Below are 21,375 nucleotides of genomic sequence, written 5' to 3' on the forward strand. Positions count from 1 at the left end.
AGGAAGGAGCTCAATTTGTACGCAAATCGCTGCCATTATGGAATAGACGTAGCGATGAAATTTCCTTTAAATGGATAGGTTAAGTGTGTTTTTCAAGCAGGATTAATATTTTCTCCGCTGCTACGCACGGCAAATGAGAAGTCAATTAGGAGGCGAGTTGAAATGGCTGATGTAAAACAAACTGAATTATGGATTGGTGGGGAATGGACGCCGCCTTCATCGGGAGTTTATCTGGACGATTTTAACCCTTCAGATGATTCTCTCTATTCAAGAATAGCGAGTGGTACTGCTGATGACATTAATAGAGCGGTGCAAGTTGCCAAAGAGGCTTTTCATGCGAATAAAGGTCTGCTGGCTCACCAGCGTGAAATCTGGTTTTTGCGCGCGGCTGACTTGGTCGAGCGGGATCGCCAGGAGTACTTGGATATCCTCGTTGATGAAGTGGGCTCCCCGATATTTAAAGCCCAGTTCGAAGTCAATTATTGCATTAACGCACTGCGCGCCATTGCCAGCGTGCCGCGTCGAATTCGAGGTGAAGTCATTCCCTCCGAATCCCCCGACGTATTTAGCATGGCAGTACGTTCACCGGTAGGTGTGGTTGCGGCGATTTCGCCGTTTAATGTGCCGTTGCTAAAGGTCACTAAGCAGGGCACGATGCCTTTGGCCTGTGGTAACGCCGTAGTACATATGCCCTCCGAATTTGCCTCGCAAGTTTCAATTAAGTTTGCGCAAACACTGCATGAGGCGGGTGTGCCAGCTGGCCTGTTTAACGTTATTACGGGCAACCCCTTTGAAATTGGTGATGTGTTGACCTCGCATAAGCAAGTGAACGCAATTACTTTCTGCGGCTCGCCCGTTGTCGGCAAGCATGTGGCGGAACTGGCGGCTAAGGATCTTAAACCTATCACACTGGAATTAGGTGGTAAAAGCCCACTGATCGTTTTGGAAGATGCGGATATTGATGCTGCCGTGCAGGCTGCAGTGTTCGGCATTTTCTTCTTCCAGGGTCAAGCCTGTATGGCTTCCAGTCGTATTCTATTGCAGAGCACGATCGCTGATGAGTTTACTGAAAAATTTGTCGCCGCTGCGAATAATGTCAGCATGGGCGATTTGCGGTCTCCAGAAGCTTTTGTTGGACCGATTATCAGCCCAAGGCAGCGTGATCGAGTGCGTGCTCATGTGGATCAAGCTAAGGCGAAAGGCGCTGAACTGCTTTGTGGCGGCGAGTGGGTGGGTAATCGTTGTCGCCCAACAATCCTACGTGGTGTGAATGAAAGTATGGATGTTTGCCGTAACGAAACCTTTGGCCCAGTGACTAGCCTGTATACGTTTGACACGATTGGCGAAGCCATGGAAAAAGCGAACGATACCGAGTACGGCCTGAGTTTCTCTATCTTTACACGGGATATTGAAAAAGCGCTGTCAATGGCGCAGCAAGCAAAGTCCGGCGCTGTCCATATTAACCGTGCAACGATTCAGGATGAGCCTAATCCACCCTTCGGCGGTTCAGGACTAAGTGGGTTCGGTCGTGAAGGAACAGAAGCAGAACTGGATATACTCACCGAATGGAAGTGGATTACGGTGAATAATCCAAAGGTATAAAACAGGAAGTAATATTAAGCAGCGTTTCCTTAATTACTTTCTGTACCATAAATGCATTGAAATGGGCCGTGCTAAAGGCCCATTTCGTTATTTATAGAGCATATACGAGCATTATTATTGTTGGTGCAATTAGTAAGGCTAACCGTAGGCCTGAGGTGAAATTAAAATGATAGATGATAAAACCATGACCGTATCTGATTACTTGCTAACCCGTCTCAAGTCCTTAGGGGTTGATCATGTGTTTGGTATTCCCGGTGATTTTATTCTGCCGTTTTTCCAGAAAATGGACGACAGTGGCATCTCTCATGTGGCGGCCTGTAATGAGCTTAATGCAGGTTATGCTGCAGACGGTTACGCGCGACTGCGTGGGTTGGCTGCAGTTGCTGCAACCTATGGCCCCGGCGCCTTTAGTTTCGTTAATGCGGCGGCTGGCGCACTTGCCGAGCGAGTCCCGGTGGTCTTTATTTCCGGCGGCCCTGAAACGGAATCCTATAAAACACAGCCGATACTGCATCATTTGTTGCCGAATAAGTACGACGCCTCTATGAAAATATTTGAGCAGGTAACCGTGCATACAAAACTGTTGGATGATCCTGCACAGGCGACAGCTGCAATTGATGAGGCGCTACGCATCTGCCTGACTGAGAAAAAGCCAGTTTACTTAGAAATACCGCGAGACATTCAAACCACCGCTTGCGAAGCTCCAGGGCCATTTATCCTAGAACCAGGATTAAGCGATATCACCGCGTTAGCTGACGCCGTGCGTGTGGTTGCGGAGCGCATCCGGCAAGGCTCCAGAACTGTACTCCTACCCGGGCATGAAATTCATCGATCTAATTTGCAGGAGCAGGTTGTTGATCTAGTGAAAAAGAAAGGCCTTCCCGTTGGTACTATGTTTATAGGAAAGGCTGACTTTATTGAGCATATGCCGGAATGTATTGGTCTGTATCAGGGTGCGGGCAGTTTGACAGAGGTAAAAAACTTTGTTGAAGGGGCCGATACAGTTATCTTTTTAGGCGCAGTACCATCCGATTTTAATCTGGGCGGATTTACCGCTAAGCTGACGGATCAGCAAGTTGTTAAAGTGCTGGAGAATCAGGTAACTGTGTCGGGTCACTGCTATGATGGTGTTCGGATTACTGATTTCATTAATGGTCTGTTAGAGAGCTTACCTGATAACCAGGATGTAGAGCAGAATCGGCCTGTGCAGGGATTTTCACATAAACCGAACGCCGTATATGAAGCAATGCCAAACGCAGCCATGAGCAATAAACGCTTCTATGACCGTATGGTGCATTTTATAAAACCTGGAGATATTCTTTGCGCAGATGCTGGGTGTGCAATTAATGCCAGCCATTTACAATTGCCGGAAGGTGTTAATTATGTCGCCTCCTGTTATTGGGCGTCTATCGGTATGGGGTTTGGGGCGACGTTGGGAGCTTGTTTTGCGGCAAACGAGGGGCAGCGTGTTATTGCGCTGGAAGGGGATGGTTCTTTTCAAATGACGGCACAGGAATTGTCGAGCATGACACGTTATGCGAAAGCACCGATAATTTTTGTGGTTAATAATAAAGGTTATACTGCGGAACGCCTGATTCACGATGGACCCTTCAATGATATCGCCGATTGGAAGTACCACAAATTGTCGGAAGCTTTTGGCGGGCAGGGTGTGGATGTGCATACCGAGGGTGATTTGGAGGAAGCATTAATCCTTGCAGATAGTTATCAAGGTCCAGGCCCCCTGATCATAGAAGTACATGTAGACCCTTGGGACGCCTCCGAAGCCTTTACGTTGATGAGTGAAACACTGCGCGGTAAATAGAACAATAAATTTAAACACCGGAGAATAATAATGATGGCTAGTGAGGATATCGATAGCAATTTAAAAGAGCAACCACAGTCCTTGGGTACAGCTTGGTATATGGTGGTGCTCTGCATGATCGCCTATTTATTTTCTTTTGTTGACCGGCAGATTGTTGCCCTTTTAATTGAGCCGATTCGTGCTGATTTGCATATATCAGACACGCAGTTTAGTCTGATTCATGGTCTCGCTTTTGCGATTTTTTATGCGGTGATGGGTTTGCCGATCGCTCGCTTGGCAGACACCAAATCCCGCCCTGTGATTATTGCTATCGGTATTGCCGTTTGGAGTATTGCTACAGCGGTATGTGGTACTGCCAAAAGTTTTTTTCAGCTCTTCGCCGCACGCATGGCGGTGGGGGTGGGTGAGGCGGCTCTGTCTCCGGCTGCTTATTCAATGATCACGGACGCATTTCCAAAATCCAAGCTGGGGGTGGCGTTGGGTGTTTACTCCATGGGCTCTTTTTTGGGGGCGGGTCTGGCCTATATTATCGGTGGTGTCGCTATTGAGATGGTTACCAAGATAGGTATTGTCGAAATGCCGATTATCGGAACGGTGAAGCCCTGGCAAATGACTTTTTTTATCGTGGGCTTACCCGGGCTGTTGATCGCGGCACTATTTTTTCTTACCGTTAAAGATCCCGAACGCAAGGGTGTTGTACAGGGAGATAGTGGCTATTCCATCGGTGAGGTGTTTGCGTACATAGGGCAAAACAAAGGTTCTTTTACTGCGCATTATGTAGGCTTTGGCCTGCTAGCGTTGGTGCTCTATGCGTTAATGTCTTGGGCGCCGGCTTTCTTTTTACGTAATTTTGAGCTAACTACTCGCGAGGTTGGGCTTTATCTGGGGACACTCGTGTTAGTCTGTAATGTGGGTGGTGTTCTCACTAGCGGCTGGCTGATCGACTTTTTCACAAAGCGAGGTCGAACCGATGCGGCGTTAATCGCTGCTATTGTGGGCGGTGTTGGTGCACTAATTCCTGCGGCGCTGTTTCCCTTTATGCCTAATTTAACCACGACATTAATAGTATTGGGTGTTGCGCTTTATTTTGCGAGCTTTCCGATGGCGACATCTGCGGCTGCTTTACAGTGGATGGCGCCAAACCAGATGCGGGCTCAGGTGACAGCTTTGTTTTTCCTTTTCATGAACCTATTTGGCATTACCGGGGGCTCCAGCCTAGTTGCCTTATCGACCGACTATCTGTTTAAAGACGAGCAATTAGTTGGATACTCTATGGCTATTGTCGCTTGCGCGGCGGCACTGATTGCCGTTGTATTGATGGCGCGCGGTTTGGCCGCTTTCAGAAAAACCGTGAGTGACTTGCAGCAGGCTTAGGTTGGTTTTTCTCTTCAGAGAGCGGGTGGATAAGTATTTTTAGATCTTGCTGTGCGGGTTATTTTTAATAAAATCATATGGTTAAATTATTTTTGTGGAATCAGAGCGGTTGACTTCAACGGGGATTTAAGATATACCTTGGTTTGATTTAAATCATAGTCGTACACGTTGATTACTGATGAATTATCCCAGAATGACAGGCTTTGAGCTGACCGGGGACAACCACAGTCCGCTGTATAATACTCGTCCACTACAGGGACGGGAGCTATGCAATACCCATGATTTTGAAGAGCTGAGCAGACATATCGGTAACGTTCTGTTGCCGCACAACTGTAAGGTGCTGAATAAATCAAGTGCCAGCCAAAGTGCGGTTTTCCATCACGCGCCGCTATCAGATATTTCTATTAATTATTTGCTCTATGGCGCTGAGGCCAGCGTTAATGTTGAGCGGTTGGACTTTTTTCTTATCGAGATACCTTTGTCCGGTATTTCGGAAACCCAATACGGTAAAGTCAAAGTGACAACGAATATGGGTTCTGGCGTGGTGGCTGGCCCCTACCAGCAGTTTTCAACACGCTGGAATGCTGAATGCTCGAAACTGTTAATTAAAATTAACCGTCTTGCTTTAGAGCGGCATTTGAGCATGATGCTTGGCCAAGATTTGCAGCGTCCACTTGACTTCAGGGTAGGCCTCGATCTTTATTCACCAGCGAGTGCCTCACTTTGGAATATGGTGCAGTGGTTAGTTGCGGAGCTGGAGAATGGTCAGTCATTGTTGAATATTGCCCCCTTGGGCTATTCTCAATATGAGCAAATGTTAATGTGGGTGTTGTTAAACGCTCAGCCCAACAATTATTCAGCTGAATTGGCATCAAGAAAACCCACGGTTGCGCCACATTATGTGCATTATGTCGAAGACTATGTGAACGAGCATAGTGCAGAGGCGATTACGCTATCGCAATTGGTGGATGTTTCAGGCGTTAGTGGCAGAACCTTGCTGGAGGGTTTTCGACGTTACAAAGGTACCTCCCCTATGAAGTACCTCAAGTCGGTACGTATGGAGCGTGTCCACAAAGAATTAAAGAGTGCGGACCCAAGTCGTCACCGTGTCACTGAAATAGCGCTCGCTTGGGGGTTTACTCAATTGGGTAAATTTTCAGTTGAATACAAACAGCGCTTTGGTGAGTCGCCTTCAGATACATTAAAAAAATAATGGTAAAATTAACAATAAAAATACTCGTATAATATTTTTGTTTTACCTCCTTGTTGCTATCATTCATTCTTGTGATTACTTGAAAAAACGTTGTAGAGCGGAGTTCGCTTAGCGGCCTGATATTGTTAATGATAAAGCGGAATTACGTTTCACCTCTACGGCTATAACTCGGTTGCTAAGAATGTTTTTTCTCGAGTCCAATATCTTGGGAAGGGGAAGGTATTCATTTGCCAAAGCTAAAAATAAAGGGTAATTTATGGCCAGCTTTTTAGCTTGCTAGAAACGATAAAAAAATATTTATAACCTAACTCATTGGAATTTTGTGTGACGGGTAGTCTATTAGATCAAGGTTTAATGCTTTTGGCCTACGGTATGGGCACGGTATTTTTGTTCTTAGGTGTTTTGGTGCTATCCACCTATACGATGTCGAAGGCGATAGCGAAATTCTTCCCTGAAGCAGAAATTGAGCCGACAATTTCTCAGAGGATAGTAAAAACGCAGAATTCGGATGTCCGGCTTATTTCAGTTATCTCCGCAGCAATTCATCTGCACCGTAAAAATAAGAAAAAATAGTAAGTTAACCATTATTCAAACCAAGAAACGGTTGAAGTATTTCAAAATTAGCATTTGAAATGAGAATAGATTTGATAAAAGGGTACATTGTTCATGAGTGATGTAAAAAAACCGCTCGGTATAACCGATGTTGTACTGCGAGATGCACACCAGTCACTATTTGCGACCCGGCTACGCTTAGATGATATGTTGCCCATCGCTGAAAAGTTGGATCAAGTCGGGTTCTGGTCGCTCGAGTCCTGGGGTGGCGCAACCTTCGATGCCTGTATACGATATTTAGGCGAAGATCCTTGGGAACGTATCCGCGAATTAAAGGCTGCGATGCCGAACACTCCGCAGCAGATGCTGTTCCGGGGCCAGAATATTCTCGGTTATCGACACTACGCTGATGATGTGGTGGAAAAGTTTGTTGAAAGAGCAGCGGTTAATGGTGTCGATGTGTTTCGTGTATTTGACGCGATGAATGATGTGCGAAACCTGAAAACGGCAGTAAAAGCTGTTATCAAACAGGGCAAACATGCCCAGGGAACCATTTCTTATACAGTAAGCCCCGTTCACACGATGGATTTGTGGGTTGATTTAGGTCGCCAACTTGAAGATATAGGTGCCCACTCCATTGCCATTAAGGATATGGCAGGGCTGTTGCGTCCCTATGAAGGCTATGAGTTGGTGACGCGCTTAAAAGCAGCAGTGAATATTCCTATTCATATGCAATGCCATGCTACCACTGGGCTGTCCACTTCAACTATCGTGAAATGCGTTGAGGCAGGGATTGATAATGTGGATACTGCTATTTCTTCGATGAGCATGACTTACGGTCATTCTTCTACAGAATCAGTAGTGGCGATTTTCGAAGGCACTGATCGGGATACCGGGTTAAATATTAATCTGCTGGAGGAGATTGCCGCTTATTTCCGTGAAGTGCGTAAGAAATATGCAAAGTTTGAGGGCTCCTTGCGAGGCACTGATTCTCGTATATTAGTTGCCCAGGTTCCTGGCGGGATGTTGACCAATATGGAAAGTCAGCTGCGAGAGCAAAACGCAGCGGATAAGTTAGATGAAGTTTTGGAAGAAATTCCACGGGTGAGAAAGGATTTAGGTTATATCCCCTTGGTGACGCCCACATCACAGATTGTTGGCACTCAAGCGGTCATTAATGTTTTAACCGGAGAGCGTTACAAATCGATTTCAAAGGAGACTGCCGGTGTTTTGAAGGGTGAGTATGGCGCTACGCCTGCCCCAGTCAACACTGAGCTACAAGCACAAGTACTCGACGGAGCCGAGGCAATCACTTGTCGGCCTGCTGATTTGCTGCAACCGGAGATGGATAAATTAACCACTGAGTTGACTAGTCTGGCGCAAAAAGAATCGATTAAACTTTCTGAGCACCAGGTAGATGATGTCCTGACCTACGCATTATTCCAACAGATTGGCCTCAAATTTCTGCAAAATCGAGGTAGTGCGGATGCTTTTGAGCCGGTTCCTTCGGCTGAATCGCCGGCAACTGAGGTGCCTGCAGCGACGTCACCCGCTGCTGGTAAGGAAGTCTACACTGTTTCTGTCAATGGTGAACGCTATGTGGTGGAAGTTGCTGAGGGTGGTGATATTGAATCGCTGAACACCGCGAACTTGACATCAAAATCTGCGACTTCAAGTGCAGCGGATGTGATGACAGTCAAAGCGCCCTTAGCAGGAAATATTATCAAGGTGAATGTCGGTAATGGCGATCATGTGCAGCAGGGCGATGTCATTATTATACTGGAAGCCATGAAAATGGAGACGGAGGTAAGAGCAGGGCGAGCAGGATCAGTGATTGATGTGCTGGTCAAGGTGGGTGACGGTGTCGCCGTGGGTAGTCCCTTGCTGACACTGAATTAACAACTTAAGGAAGCTAATAATGAATGCGCTTCATGGGTTGTGGCTGAGTTCGGGCTTGAGTCAAATAACATCTGGTCAACTTTTGATGATCGCCGTTGGGCTGCTTTTGCTCTTTCTTGCTATCCGCAAGGGGTTTGAGCCTTTGCTATTACTGCCAATTGGTTTTGGTGCTGTATTAGTCAATATTCCGGGCGCAGGGTTTAGCGAAGCTCCGATCTACGATGCGTTTGGGCACCTGGAAACACCCGGCGGCATGCTTTACTACATCTACAATGTAGGTATCGCCACAGGGGTTTTCCCGTTGATTATCTTTATGGGTGTCGGGGCCATGACAGATTTTGGCCCGCTCTTAGCTAATCCGAAAACTCTTTTTCTTGGCGCCGCTGCACAATTTGGTATTTTTGCTACAGTTTTGGGCGCAGTTGGTTTATCCGTGACAGGGGTGATTGATTTTTCGATCGCTGATGCAGCCGCTATTGGTATCATTGGTGGCGCAGACGGACCTACGGCTATTTTCGTTGCCAGCAAATTAGCACCAGATTTGTTGGGAGCGATAGCGGTTGCGGCCTATTCCTATATGGCGCTGGTACCCTTAATTCAACCGCCAATTATGCGGGCACTGACGACGAAACAGGAACGCGCCATTGAGATGACGCAGTTACGTCATGTTTCGAGGAGAGAAAAAATTGTTTTCCCGCTGATAGTGCTGATTTTGGTGGCGCTATTTTTACCTAGTGCGGCGCCTTTATTAGGCATGTTTTGTCTGGGTAATTTGATGCGCGAGTGTGGCGTGGTTGACCGGCTTAGCGACACGACTCAAAATGCATTGATTAATATAGTTACCATATTTTTAGGCTTGGGTGTTGGCTCGAAATTAAGTGCAGATAAATTTCTCGATCTTAAAACGCTTGGCATATTAGCTTTGGGGATGATTGCTTTTTGTATTGGGACTGCGGCGGGGGTGTTGATGGCTAAGCTTCTCAACAAACTATCAAAAAGCCCGATTAACCCATTAATTGGCGCTGCTGGCGTCTCTGCTGTACCTATGGCTGCGCGAGTCGCCAATAAGGTTGGACTGGAAGCGAACCCGAATAATTATCTCCTGATGCACGCAATGGGGCCAAATGTTGCCGGCGTTATTGGATCTGCTGTAGCCGCAGGGGTGATGATTAGTATGGTAGCTGGCTAGTATTTCGCCGTATTGTCAGGCGCAACCGTTATACAAAGGCCTCAAATAATTATTGCACGATGCTGATCTCAGCTATCGTCTATTTTTTATGCCGTTGCCTTCTTGTTTGCTGAAGGTTTTTGGCTACGCTGAATCTCTCTTTTGCGGTAAGCTTTGTCGATGGATACTTTAATGAACCTTGGCTTTTCAGCCCACATTATGCTCAGTATTGCGGCGGGGCTGTGGTTGGGAGGGGTTACCACTTGGCTTATCATGCGCAGCCGTGCGGCTGTATTGACGGAAAAGCTGACGGTAGCACAGAATGATTGGCAAACTCATCAGCAACTCCATCTGCGATTTGAAGAAGATCTCAAACAACGGAACGCTGAGTTAGCTGCTTTACAGTCGGAATATGATCGAGCAAGCACCAGGCTAACAATGGTGGTGGAGCAGCTGGACCAATTAAAATTGTTGAAAAGTGCGGATGAACGCGATTTGGTAAGTCTGCGAGAACAGAATGCGCAATTGTTGACCAGTCTTTCGAGTGAGCGCAAGCAGGCAGAGGAAAAGCTGGCAATTTTGAGTGAGGCCAAAGAACGGCTCACCATAGAGTTTAAGAATCTGGCTAATGAGATTTTTGAAGAAAAAAGCACGAGGTTTACGGAACAGAACAGAGTTAACCTGGAATCTGTACTCAAACCTCTGAGCGGACAAATTAAAGACTTTCAGAAACGGGTAGAGGACAGCTACGACAAAGAGTCCAAAGATCGCTTTTCTCTCGTCAAAGAAATTAAAAGCTTACAGGAGTTGAATAGCCGAATCAGCGTGGATGCGGTTAATCTAACCAATGCGTTGAAAGGGGAAAGTAAAACTCAAGGAACCTGGGGCGAGTTGAAGTTGGAGAAAATATTGGAGGCGTCGGGTTTGTTGAAAGGGCGCGAGTACGATGTTCAAGTCAGCATGAAAAATGAAGCTGGCGCGAGGCTGCAGCCGGATGTGGTAGTACACTTGCCTGAAAACAAGGATGTTATTATTGATTCCAAGGTCACATTGACCGCCTACCATCGTTACGTTTCGGTCGAAACGGAGACCGAGCGTCAGCAACAGGCGGCGTTACATGTCCAGTCACTGCAAAAGCATATCAAGGACTTAAGTGCTAAGGACTACCAAAATCTCATCGGAGTGCAAACGCTCGATTTTGTCTTGATGTTTTTGCCAGTGGAAGATGCCTTTAATCTGGCAGTACAAAAAGATCCAGAGTTATTCAGCCGAGCTTTTGAGAATAATATTATTCTGGTAGGTCCGTCCACTTTGCTGGCGACCTTGAAGACAATTCAACATATCTGGCGCAATGAATATCAAACTAAAAACGCGCAGGAAATTGCAAAACGAGCGGGCTATTTATACGATAAATTTGTTAATTTTATCGAAGATCTTGAAGATGTAGGGCTCCGTCTGAATAAGGCTCAGGATGCCTATGATAAAGCCCATAACAAGCTTACGTCCGGGCGCGGCAATTTAGTCAGCAGGGCGGAGACACTCAGAGAGCTGGGTGCGAAAACCAGTAAGACTTTACCCAAGGCGGTACTAGAAAAAAACGACCAGGATTTTGAAGTGCTTGAGTTTTTGGATAACGCCACTTCTGAAAATGAATAGAGCGGTCTGCAAAGACTATAATTTAGCGCCTAGCCATACCTCTATCCGACCAAGCCAAGGGATTTGACTACCCCGCTCATTCAGCGCAGCCTTCAATTCGGCAATATCCTGTAAAGAGACAGGATCTTCGTTTTCAGGTGCATTTGCATTGGCTTCGAAAAATACCTCGATATCTATCTTGTCGTCCAAATAATGGAGAATGTATCTTTTCTGGATTGTCGAGAGATGAGGCACCTGAGACCAGCAATTTTCCAGTTCAGCTATAACCGCTTCCCGAAGTGGTAGTAACGTTTCACCGGCGTTAACTTCCGTATGGCGGTCATCTTCAGCATCAATATGGTATGTCAGATCTTTTATAGAGCGAAACCGCTCTAATAACCGCTTGGTTACCCATTCGCCGATTTGGTGTCCTTCTGAGACGCTGACCCTAGGGTTGACTCTAATGTGAACGTCCAGAAATATATCAGAACCCATTTGCCGGGTGCGCAGATTGTGGGCGCTACGGACTCCCTCCATTGAGACAATTACCTTTTTTATCTCGTCGGTTTCCTCTTTAGAAAGCCCAGTATCAACTAATTCTTTTATACTATCCCAGACAAGTTTCGTGCCGACCTGGCCAATGATAAGAGCGACGACTGCTGCCGCTGCGGCATCTAGCCAGGCAACTCCGAGCATGGCGCCTGCAACGCCAACTAATACTACAACGGAGGAAAACATGTCTGTACGACTGTGCCAAGCATTGGCGATGAGTAAATTGGAGCGTAGTCGCTCGCCTGCTCTGCGTGTGTAATGGAAAATCCACTCCTTGCTGACAATTGAAATGAGGGTAATTACCAGGGCAGGCCAAGTGGGGAGTTCTATGTCTGTGCCTGTAATAGCACGCCCAATGTTCTCGTAGGCTAAAACTAGTGCCACTATTATTAGTGTCCCGCCCAAAAGTACCGTGCCGATCGCTTCGAAGCGGGCGTGACCGTATGGGTGCTCCCGGTCGGGTTCGTTGTTAGAAATGCGGGTGATAATAAGGACAAAAATATCGGTTACCATATCGGACAATGAATGTATGCCATCAATCAGTACGGCATGAGAGGAAGATATCAGACCGATAAATATTTTCCCCACGCCTAAGAAAGTATCGAGGATCATTCCGACGATAGTGACGCGATGGGCGATTTTCATATTCTCAGCGAACTGGCTTTGCATGCTATTCCTTCGGTTTTCTGAGGCTCAGAGTGGGGTGTATTATAGCGACCATTGTCAGAGCCTATAAACCATTTTATCGAGAGACTTATGCTCATTTGCTCCAGTTAGATTACTTATATGAAGTTGAATTAGAGATGATGTGGCTAAGTGGTTGAAAAAAACTGTAACTATATGATAAATAAGGATATAAAATGTGCTCGAAAAATGAACAATTTGTGACAAAGCCAATATAGGTATGGATTTAAGGTGTGCAAAAAAAAGCTATCCCCAAAGTTATCCACAGTATTTGTGGATAATCTTTGTGCATGCTAGTGATATACATCAAGCCTCATCAGGGATAATATTTTAGTGATTCGCACAATCTAATGAAATCGGCTATGGTTATGTGCAATACAATTCATTAATGCATTGAGTGAGCCAACCTGAATGACAAGAGAACAACGTACTTCCCCCCGCATTCAAGTTCCACTGAAAGTCAGCTTAAAATTTTCGGAAGATGGTCATCTCTACGCGATTACCCGCGATATTTCTGACGGTGGTATTTTTTTGTTGCTTGATCAAGAAACGGTTCCCAAAGTAGGGGATACTGTCCGTGTACAAGTACAGAACGTCGGTGGTGACGAGGTGGCACCTTGGGTAAGTATGCGAGTGGTTCGCGAAGAGGCTTCCGGGTTAGGCCTTATGATGCTTGATCAATAATTAGTTTTGCGCAGGAAGGTATTCGCATAGAGCGCCAGAAAAAAAGGCTTTAAGGTATCGTCGCATTGCGCTAGCCTAGCTAGAAAGGCGGCTTTTTTATCCTCCGGCAGCTGAGCCGGGTCCACATTAAGCGTCGCATCAAGTTGCTGCGCAGCAATATAGTTAGATGTGTGTAGCACGGTATTTGCGATAATTTGTCGATCAATTTCATCCGCCACTGAATCTGCATCTGGAAAAACACCGCTTAGCACTTTGCCGAAGGCGACGTGAACATGTCCCTTGTCTCCGGTAATGCCGGTGACAATGCTGATAATGTCTTCGCCGGGTGCTTTTTGGTAATGGCCATGCTGCTCAACTTGATAGAGTTCGTTCGCAATCAAGCGGTCGCAGGGGTTGTACTCATAACAGATGACCACCGGTACGATATTTAGCCAGTTGATGTAGTCGGAAAAGGAAAGCTCTCCTTTTTTCTGGCCCATATAAAGCATTTTAATAATGGCCGGATCTGTTTTATCGATACCATTTTTTGCACGGCCTTCGCGCTGCGCAATCCATATCGGACAGCCCGTTTGAATAGAGTGGTGGATATAGCGAGATAGGCTGGTGTAGGCATTCATTTTCTCACGAACGCCACTGGCGGAGCGTTTCACAATAAAACTTTTGTTCAAGCGCATTAAATCTGAAACAAAGGGTTTCTGTAAAAGATTATCACCGATGGCGATGCGCGCCGTCTCGAAGCCATTATGGTATAGCGCATAGTTGACGAACGCCGGATCCATCACAATGTCGCGGTGGTTGGAAATAAACAGGTAGGCTTGCCCCGACTTGAGGTTGTCTAAGCCGGAAATAGTGATTTTAGAGATAGTTTTTTCAATAACCTCATCGAGATACTTGCTGCAAATGTTCTGTACTTGGCCAACAGTTTTGACCCCAGACAGTTCTCTATCGAGTGCAATTTTTATCAAAGGCTGAGCTAATTTGCGCAACCATTTTGGCCAGTTGGAAAATTTAAAAGCCGTGATGGCCGCGATAAATTCTGGATCACCTAACAGGCGTTTTATGGTTTCCTGAACTTCTTCGTCATGAAATGGCCGGATATCGTCAAAACTAGTCATTGATTAGTAATTCCCGAATGGGATAGGTCTCCTTGATTGGAGCGATTAAGATAAATCAGCCTCGTCAACCCTTGCTCAAAAGCAAGTATTTTTATTTTGGCATTGGTTAATTATAAAAAGGTTATGGTTACGAGCAATTTACTGCTTAGTAGGCTGCATAGCCCTGATGTTCAACTATAATATAACCTGAAAATCAGCGTTGGAACTCTAAATGACTCAATTTGGCTTTGCAAGCTACATTATTACCGCCGTGTTTTATGCGATCTTGGGGTTGCTCTTATGCACGAGCTGGCGCGGTCGAATGAAAGGTGGCTTGCTGCTCACTGTGGTGCTTGTATCGGAGCTATGGGCGGCGGCCGGAGCATTTGCCGGGAGTAGCGAATATCTGCAACTTAAACACTTCCTGGCTTTGGAAGTCGTACGGAATGCAATATGGTCAGCCATGATTTGGCAATTGCTAAGTTATACCAAACTCAATAAAGAGCATCACTGGAAGAATCTTTATGTACTGGGGTATCTGGAATTAGCACTGGTAACCATAGTTGCTGAGCTATTTCCGGCATTTGGAGCGATGCTGAAGAGTATCACGCTGATTGATTTTCGAATTCTAAGTCATGTGGTTCAGGCGATAGTAGGCCTCTTTTTGGTTGAACAATTGTTTCGCAACACCCGGCTCGAATTACGCTGGACGATAAAACTTCTATGTTTGGGTGCTGGCGTCATGTTTCTCTATGATTTCGTACTTTATAGTGAGGCACTATTGTTTGGTCGAATTGATCCCGATCTTTGGGATGCGCGTGGCATTGTTAACGCCTTTGTCGTACCCATGGTGGCTATTTCCGCAGCACGCAACCCGCATTGGTCGGTCGACATTTTTGTCTCTAGAAGCATGGTTTACCACACGACCGCATTGTTAGCTACGGGTATCTATCTGCTACTCATGGCAACTGTAGGCTACTATATACGCGAGTTTGGCGGCTCCTGGGGAAGGGTAGCCCAGGTTGTTTTTGTCGTGATTTCGAGCTTAATTCTTTTGTTGATGATCACTTCAGGCAGGATTAGGGCTTCGGTAAAAGTATTTTTTAACCAACATTTTTTTACCTATAAATATGACTATCGCGATGAGTGGCTGAAGTTGAATCGCACTTTGGCTGCTGGAGAGTCGGAACAGGCATTGAGAGAGGGCTGTATTAAGGTGCTGCTGAATATTGTCGATAGTGGCGGCGGTGCACTTTGGATAAAGCAGGAAGATGGGAAATATCGAATTTCGGCTGAATGTAATGTCGTGATAGAGCAAATGAAAACAGTCGATGAGAGCGACTCCCTGGTGACATTCTTACGCCAATGTCAGTGGGTTATTGAGTTGCCTGAATATTTACAAACGCCAGAGCTATACGAAGGCTTAAATTTATATGAGTGGCAAGATAAAGTGCCAATGCTATGGCTGGTGGTGCCTTTGATTCAGCAAGGGAAACTCTATGGTTTTATTGCTTTAGTCCAACCCCAGGCAACCCGCGATATCAATTGGGAAGATCATGATTTGCTAAAAACGGTGGGGCAACAGTTGGCTAATTATTTGGCGTTAATGGATACTAGCGATGCCTTGGCAAATGCTCGACAATTTGAGGCCTATAATCGATTGTCTGCTTTTATCGTACACGATTTAAAAAACCTCGTTGCACAGCTGTCGTTAGTGGTGAAAAATGCAGAAAAGCATAAGCGGAATCCCGCGTTTATTGATGATGTGGTTGATACGCTGGCAAATTCAGTGGATAAAATGAACCGTCTACTCGGACAGCTGCGCAAGGGCAACGTCATCGAGCCAAAGGTGCGAACTGTTAATATGAAGGAAATTTTGGAATTAGTGGTTAAGCAGCAAAATAAGGCTAAGCCAAAACCCAAGGTCGTCAAAACAGAGGAAAATATGCTGGTTAGCGGTGATCAGGATAAACTTGTCAGCATTTTGGGGCATTTGGTGCAGAATGCACAAGAGGCGACGCAAGAAAATGGTTCGGTGAGCTTGAGTCTGTATAAACTCGATAGTCGCGCTATTATTGAGGTGACTGATACGGGTTGTGGGATGGATTCTCGATTTATACGAGAGCGTCTTTTCAGGCCTTTCGATACGACTAAAGGCAATGCTGGAATGGGTATTGGCGTGTTTGAGGCACGCCAGCTGGTCACCACTTACGGTGGTCAGATGGAAGTTGAAAGTGAACCTAACAAAGGCACGCGCTTTACTTTGCGATTACCATTAGCAAAACAAGCGCTGGAAAATAAGCGCAATGAGAGGGACGTAGTTTGAGCAAAGCAAAAGATGACAAGCAAACGAAAGTATTGTTGGCGGTGGAAGATGACGCCGGTATTCAGAAACAGCTGAAATGGTGTTTTGAGGATTACGAAGTCATTATTGCCGGAGATAGAGAGTCGGCTATTAAGGAACTTCGACGTTATGAACCTAAGGTGGTGACTTTGGACCTTGGGTTGCCGCCTGATGAGTCCAACGCGAGCGAAGGACTACAAACTTTGTCGGAAATTCTGAGTTTGGCGCCGCAAACGAAAGTAGTGGTCGTCACCGGTAATGATGATATTGAAAATGCGGTTAAAGCTGTCGGTCTTGGCGCCTATGATTTTTATCAGAAACCGATTGATGCTGAGGTGCTGGGGCTAATTATAGAGAGAGCGTTTAAATTGTTGGCACTGGAAGAGGAGAATGAGCGTTTGGCAAGGAATGTGAAAGATGATATGCCCTTGGACGGGGTGATTGCTGGCAGCGCTACAATGCTGAAGGTGTGCCGCACTATTGAAAAGATTGCACCGACGGATGTAACTACTTTATTGCTTGGTGAAAGCGGGACCGGTAAGGAAGTATTGGCGAAGGCCATTCATTCCATGAGCCCGCGGTCAAAAAATAATTTTGTGGCTATTAATTGCGCCGCAATTCCGGAAAATTTGTTGGAGAGTGAACTCTTCGGTTACGAAAAAGGGGCCTTCACCGGTGCCGTAAAACAGACCAAAGGTAAAATCGAATATGCGGACGGGGGCACTTTTTTCCTTGATGAAATTGGTGATCTGCCGATGGCGTTGCAGGCAAAATTATTACGCTTTCTACAGGAGCGCACAATTGAGCGAATTGGTGGTAGAGCTGAGATTCCCGTTAACGTTAGAGTTTTGTGTGCGACCCATCAGGATCTAAGTCAGCTAATTAGCGAAGGGCGATTTCGTGAAGACCTTTATTACCGGCTCAGTGAGATTACCGTTAATATTCCGCCCTTACGTGACCGACCAGGAGATGCAATCGTTGTTGCTCGATCACTACTGAATAAATATGCTGCGAGACATAGCAAATCCATACGCAGTTTCAGTACTGACGCCCTGGATGCTATTAATAATTATGCTTGGCCAGGGAACATTCGTGAATTGGAAAACCGGATTAATAGAGCAGTGGTGATGGCTGACGGTAAACAAATCACCGCTGAAGATTTAGAACTCGAATCCGAAGACCAGCAGCCGATGCCCTTTAATCTTAAGGAAGTTCGAGAGTCGACAGAAAGTCATGTGATTCGTCGCGCCATGATGTATACCGAAGGGAATATCTCAAAAACAGCAGAATTACTGGGTGTTACTAGGCCGACACTTTACTCGCTCATGAGTAAATATGGAATTGCGGAAAGCAGCTAATGATTGACAAGTGGTAAACGAACCAGCATTGGCGGCTTTGTTTAATAAGTGAGGTTTTCTTTGAGCAGGGTTGTTATCGATTTTAATGACAGGTGCTCACGGCGTAATGGTTTAAAACTGCTCCTCATGGAAATAAAGGAAGGCGTTTCCTGAAACAACAGAATACCTCGGTGAATAAAAATCGATTCGACTTAATGTTGGAACGGTATGCCCTCTGGCTAATCCGAAATCGGCTATGGGTGGTGGTGGGCTCTTTGCTGATGGCTGTTGGTATTGCCAGCGGAGCTCGACACCTTTATTTTGTAGACGATTATCGTGCCTATTTTAGTGCTGAAAACCCTCAGTTGCTGGCATTTGAAGAACTCGAAAACACCTATACTAAGAATGACAATATTCTCTTTATTGTCAGTCATCCCAGCGCTAGCATATTTAATGCTGAGACATTAACCGCGCTTGAAACCTTGACCAATGCTAGTTGGCAACTTCCCTATTCGACGCGAGTAGATTCTATTATTAACTTTCAGCATACCTATGCTGAAGGTGATGAACTGGTGGTCGAAGATTTGTTCGGCGATATTGAGTCTTTCAGTACCAATGATATAAAGGCGAAACAAAAAGTTGCGCTAGCTGAGCCGCGTTTGCTAAATCGAATAATTTCTCCGGATGCAAAGGTGACTGCGGTAATGGTTACCTTTCAAATGCCGGAAGCTGACCCGGCTGCACTCGCAAAACTGACGCTTAAGGTGCGTCAGCTCGCAGCAGATATTCGACAGACTTATCCTAGCCTGGAAATCAGGCTTACGGGCGAGCTGATGATTAACACAGCCTTTCAAGAGATTGGCAACAAAGACGCCACCCACTTAACACCCTTAATGTATTTAACCATTATTTTGGTTGTGGCCTTATTGCTTAAATCCGTGGTTGCGGTGGTTGCCGTTGTCTTGCTTGTCACCTTGTCAGTATTAGTCGCATTGGGGGCGGCTGGTTGGGGCGGTTTGTTTTTAACGGTCACATCCATTGCCGCGCCGACAATGATAATGACCCTGGCTATTGCTGATGCCATTCATATTCTGGTGTCAATGTTTGGCTTTATGCGAGAAGGCAAAACTCAAAACGAAGCTTTGATTAGTAGCTTCATCATCAACTTCTCACCCATTCTCATTACCAGCGTAACGACCGCGGTTGGCTTTTTAACGCTAAATTTTGTTGATGTGCCCCCCTTTAAGGATTTTGGAAATATAAGTGCAATGGGTGTGATCGCTGCATTCATGCTATCAGTCATCTTTTTACCCGCCTTTATCTCTTGCTTCCGACTTCAGCCAAAGCAGACGTTGAACATAGTTTCCGTTTCCGCACTTGGCTGGTTGGCGGACGTTGTTATCAAAAATAGGAAGGTGTTTTTATTAAGCATGCTGGTTATATTTGGTTTACTACTGACCGCAATTCCGAGAAATGAAGTTAACAATGAGATTGTGAAGTTTTTCGGTCCGGAAATACAGTTTCGACAAGATAGCGATTACAGTTTAAAGCACCTTACCGGGTTATACACGGTTGAATATTCTTTACCAGCGTTAGCCGCTAACGGCGTAACTGAGCCTCAATATTTAGCACATTTGGAAGCCTTTACGAAATGGCTTCGCAAGCGCCCAGAAGTGATGCACGTCAGTGCCCTTAGCGATATTATGAAGCGGTTAAATCAAAATCTGCACGGTGATGATGTCAACTGGTATCGATTGCCGGACAGCAAAGAACTCGCATCGCAATACCTATTGCTCTACGAATTATCATTGCCCTTCGGCCGTGACCTGAATAATGAAATAAACATCTCGAAATCAGCGTCACGGATAGTGGTAACTCTTGGTGATGTTTCTACCAACGAGATAAAGAGTTTTCGGGATGCAAGCGAAAGTTGGCTGAAGAAGAATGCGCCTCAGCAGTTTACTTACGGCGTAGGTGCCAGCGTTATGTTTGCCGATATCTTTAAGCGTTCCACAGAAACAATGATAAATGGTGTTCTGGTAGGAATGCTCATCATATCGGCCATTCTCATCTTTGCGTTAAAAAGCCTGAAGTATGGAGTGCTTAGCTTGCTACCGAACCTGCTGCCAGCTGGTCTGGCATTCGGGATTTGGGCTTTATGGGTCGGACAGGTAAATATGGCAGTTTCCCTCGTCATGACGATGACATTGGGCATTATTGTCGATGATACGGTTCATTTTATGAGCAAGTATTTGCGAGCCCGTAGGGACTATAAATACAACAGTGCAGAATCTGTCCGATACGCATTTACTTCAGTCGGTCTGGCTTTAGTCGTCACCAGCGTCGCCTTGGCTGCAGGGTTTGCTATCATGGCACAGTCGGATTTCGCCTTAAACGCGGATAGCTCGCTATTAACCCTGATTACTATAGTATTAGCATTGATTGTTGATTTTTTATTTTTACCACCCTTATTAATGCTGGTGGATAAAGATTAATTGAGAGATTCTTTGTGATTAGGTTTTCGAGGGGATATGTTATAGCAGGCCTTGCGGTATCTAATTTGTACAAATTTGTTATTAACCTGATAGCTCAGCTAAGGAGCAACCATTGCGATCTATTAAACTGAGTATTCTGTTGTTATTACTTTTTCTCGGCATGCCAATTGCTGCTGAACCAAGTGTTGAGAAAGGCTTGGCGATAGCGGTAGAAATGGATCGAAGGGACGCTGGTTTCGCAGACAGCGCATCCACCATGGAGATGGTGCTAAAAAACCGTAAAGGCGATGTTTCGACCAGAAAATTACGCAACCGAGTACTTGAGCAGGAAGAGGGTAATAAAAGCATTTTTGTATTTGATGATCCCCTGGATGTTAAGGGCGCCGCGTTGTTAACCTTCTCCTATAAAACAAAAAATGATGATCAATGGCTTTATTTGCCCGCTCTGAAAAGGACTAAACGCATTTCCTCTAGTAATCAATCCGGACCTTTTATGGGGAGTGAATTTGCTTATGAGGATATGGCGTCACAGGAGGTTGAAAAGTACTCCTATAGCTACTTGCAGGATGAAGAGTTGGATGGAATGCCGGTTTTTGTCCTGGCGCGTTATCCTGTTGATCAAAAGTCAGGTTATACTCGTCAGCTTTTATGGGTAGACAAGGATGAATATAGGCCCTGGAAGATAGAATACTATGATCGAAAACGCACTTTGTTAAAAACGCTGACTTTTGCGGACTATCAACAATATCTAGCTAAATACTGGCGGCCTCATCAAATGGAGATGATTAATCATCAGACTGGGAAGAGCACCCTGTTGAAATGGGATGATTTCCAATTCAAAAATGGTTACACAGAAAAAGACTTTAGCCTTAATAGTTTGACTAATATACGGTAATATTTCCCAGCGATAAAAATCATAT

The 21,375-nt window shown here is 45.6% G+C and carries 15 protein-coding genes; 13 read left to right on the forward strand and 2 right to left on the reverse strand.

What is annotated here, in order from left to right; genetic code table 11:
- Window positions 1–162: 162 nt before the first annotated feature.
- The 8 genes from H6995_05215 to rmuC all read left to right on the forward strand — a co-directional run bounded on the left by H6995_05215 (window position 163) and on the right by rmuC (window position 11,286).
- Window positions 163–1,602, forward strand: coding sequence for an aldehyde dehydrogenase family protein (locus tag H6995_05215; protein MCP5214387.1), 1,440 nt, complete (start codon window positions 163–165; stop codon window positions 1,600–1,602).
- Between the two features lie 166 nt (window positions 1,603–1,768).
- A complete protein-coding gene (locus H6995_05220) occupies window positions 1,769–3,424 on the forward strand; it encodes an alpha-keto acid decarboxylase family protein (protein MCP5214388.1) in 1,656 nt (551 codons plus the stop codon).
- A 33-nt stretch (window positions 3,425–3,457) separates the two neighbouring features.
- Window positions 3,458–4,798, forward strand: coding sequence for an MFS transporter (locus H6995_05225; GenBank protein MCP5214389.1), 1,341 nt, complete (start codon window positions 3,458–3,460; stop codon window positions 4,796–4,798).
- Window positions 4,799–4,976: 178 nt separating this feature from the next.
- Window positions 4,977–6,011: an AraC family transcriptional regulator gene (locus H6995_05230; protein MCP5214390.1), complete on the forward strand. Its 1,035-nt coding sequence runs from the start codon at window positions 4,977–4,979 to the stop codon at window positions 6,009–6,011.
- Window positions 6,012–6,335: 324 nt separating this feature from the next.
- Entirely contained in the window at window positions 6,336–6,584 is a 249-nt protein-coding gene (locus H6995_05235) for an OadG family protein (GenBank protein MCP5214391.1), read from the forward strand.
- 93 nt (window positions 6,585–6,677) lie between these two features.
- Window positions 6,678–8,462 carry a sodium-extruding oxaloacetate decarboxylase subunit alpha gene (gene oadA, locus H6995_05240; GenBank protein MCP5214392.1) on the forward strand — a complete coding sequence of 595 codons (1,785 nt, stop codon included), beginning with the start codon at window positions 6,678–6,680 and terminating at the stop codon, window positions 8,460–8,462.
- A 19-nt stretch (window positions 8,463–8,481) separates the two neighbouring features.
- The gene (locus tag H6995_05245; protein MCP5214393.1) at window positions 8,482–9,651 is read left to right on the forward strand and encodes a sodium ion-translocating decarboxylase subunit beta; all 1,170 of its coding nucleotides are present in this window, start codon (window positions 8,482–8,484) and stop codon (window positions 9,649–9,651) included.
- Between the two features lie 171 nt (window positions 9,652–9,822).
- Entirely contained in the window at window positions 9,823–11,286 is a 1,464-nt protein-coding gene (gene rmuC / locus H6995_05250; protein ID MCP5214394.1) for a DNA recombination protein RmuC, read from the forward strand.
- A 15-nt stretch (window positions 11,287–11,301) separates the two neighbouring features.
- Here the strand turns inward: rmuC and H6995_05255 are convergent, their stop codons facing one another.
- Window positions 11,302–12,486, reverse strand: a complete 1,185-nt coding sequence (locus H6995_05255; GenBank protein ID MCP5214395.1) for a cation transporter — start codon at window positions 12,484–12,486, stop codon at window positions 11,302–11,304.
- Window positions 12,487–12,912: 426 nt separating this feature from the next.
- On the opposite strand from H6995_05255, the gene H6995_05260 reads away from it, so the two are divergent.
- On the forward strand, window positions 12,913–13,185 hold the full coding sequence (locus tag H6995_05260) for a PilZ domain-containing protein (GenBank protein MCP5214396.1): 273 nt from the start codon (window positions 12,913–12,915) through the stop codon (window positions 13,183–13,185).
- On the opposite strand, the gene H6995_05265 is transcribed toward H6995_05260, so the two are convergent.
- On the reverse strand, window positions 13,179–14,300 hold the full coding sequence (locus H6995_05265) for a 1-acyl-sn-glycerol-3-phosphate acyltransferase (protein ID MCP5214397.1): 1,122 nt from the start codon (window positions 14,298–14,300) through the stop codon (window positions 13,179–13,181). The two genes, H6995_05260 and H6995_05265, sit on opposite strands and share 7 nt — an antisense overlap.
- Window positions 14,301–14,511: 211 nt before the next feature.
- On the opposite strand from H6995_05265, the gene prsK reads away from it, so the two are divergent.
- The 4 genes from prsK (at window position 14,512) to H6995_05285 (ending at window position 21,350) form a co-directional block, all read left to right on the forward strand.
- On the forward strand, window positions 14,512–16,605 hold the full coding sequence (prsK, locus tag H6995_05270; GenBank protein MCP5214398.1) for a PEP-CTERM system histidine kinase PrsK: 2,094 nt from the start codon (window positions 14,512–14,514) through the stop codon (window positions 16,603–16,605).
- A gap of 41 nt (window positions 16,606–16,646) precedes the next feature.
- Window positions 16,647–17,981 carry a PEP-CTERM-box response regulator transcription factor gene (gene prsR / locus H6995_05275; GenBank protein ID MCP5214399.1) on the forward strand — a complete coding sequence of 445 codons (1,335 nt, stop codon included), beginning with the start codon at window positions 16,647–16,649 and terminating at the stop codon, window positions 17,979–17,981.
- A 170-nt stretch (window positions 17,982–18,151) separates the two neighbouring features.
- Entirely contained in the window at window positions 18,152–20,455 is a 2,304-nt protein-coding gene (locus tag H6995_05280) for an MMPL family transporter (protein MCP5214400.1), read from the forward strand.
- Window positions 20,456–20,615: 160 nt separating this feature from the next.
- Entirely contained in the window at window positions 20,616–21,350 is a 735-nt protein-coding gene (locus H6995_05285) for an outer membrane lipoprotein-sorting protein (GenBank protein MCP5214401.1), read from the forward strand.
- Window positions 21,351–21,375: the final 25 nt, after the last annotated feature.

Source organism: Pseudomonadales bacterium (assembly GCA_024234615.1).
GTDB lineage: Bacteria > Pseudomonadota > Gammaproteobacteria > Pseudomonadales > IMCC2047 > JAJFKB01.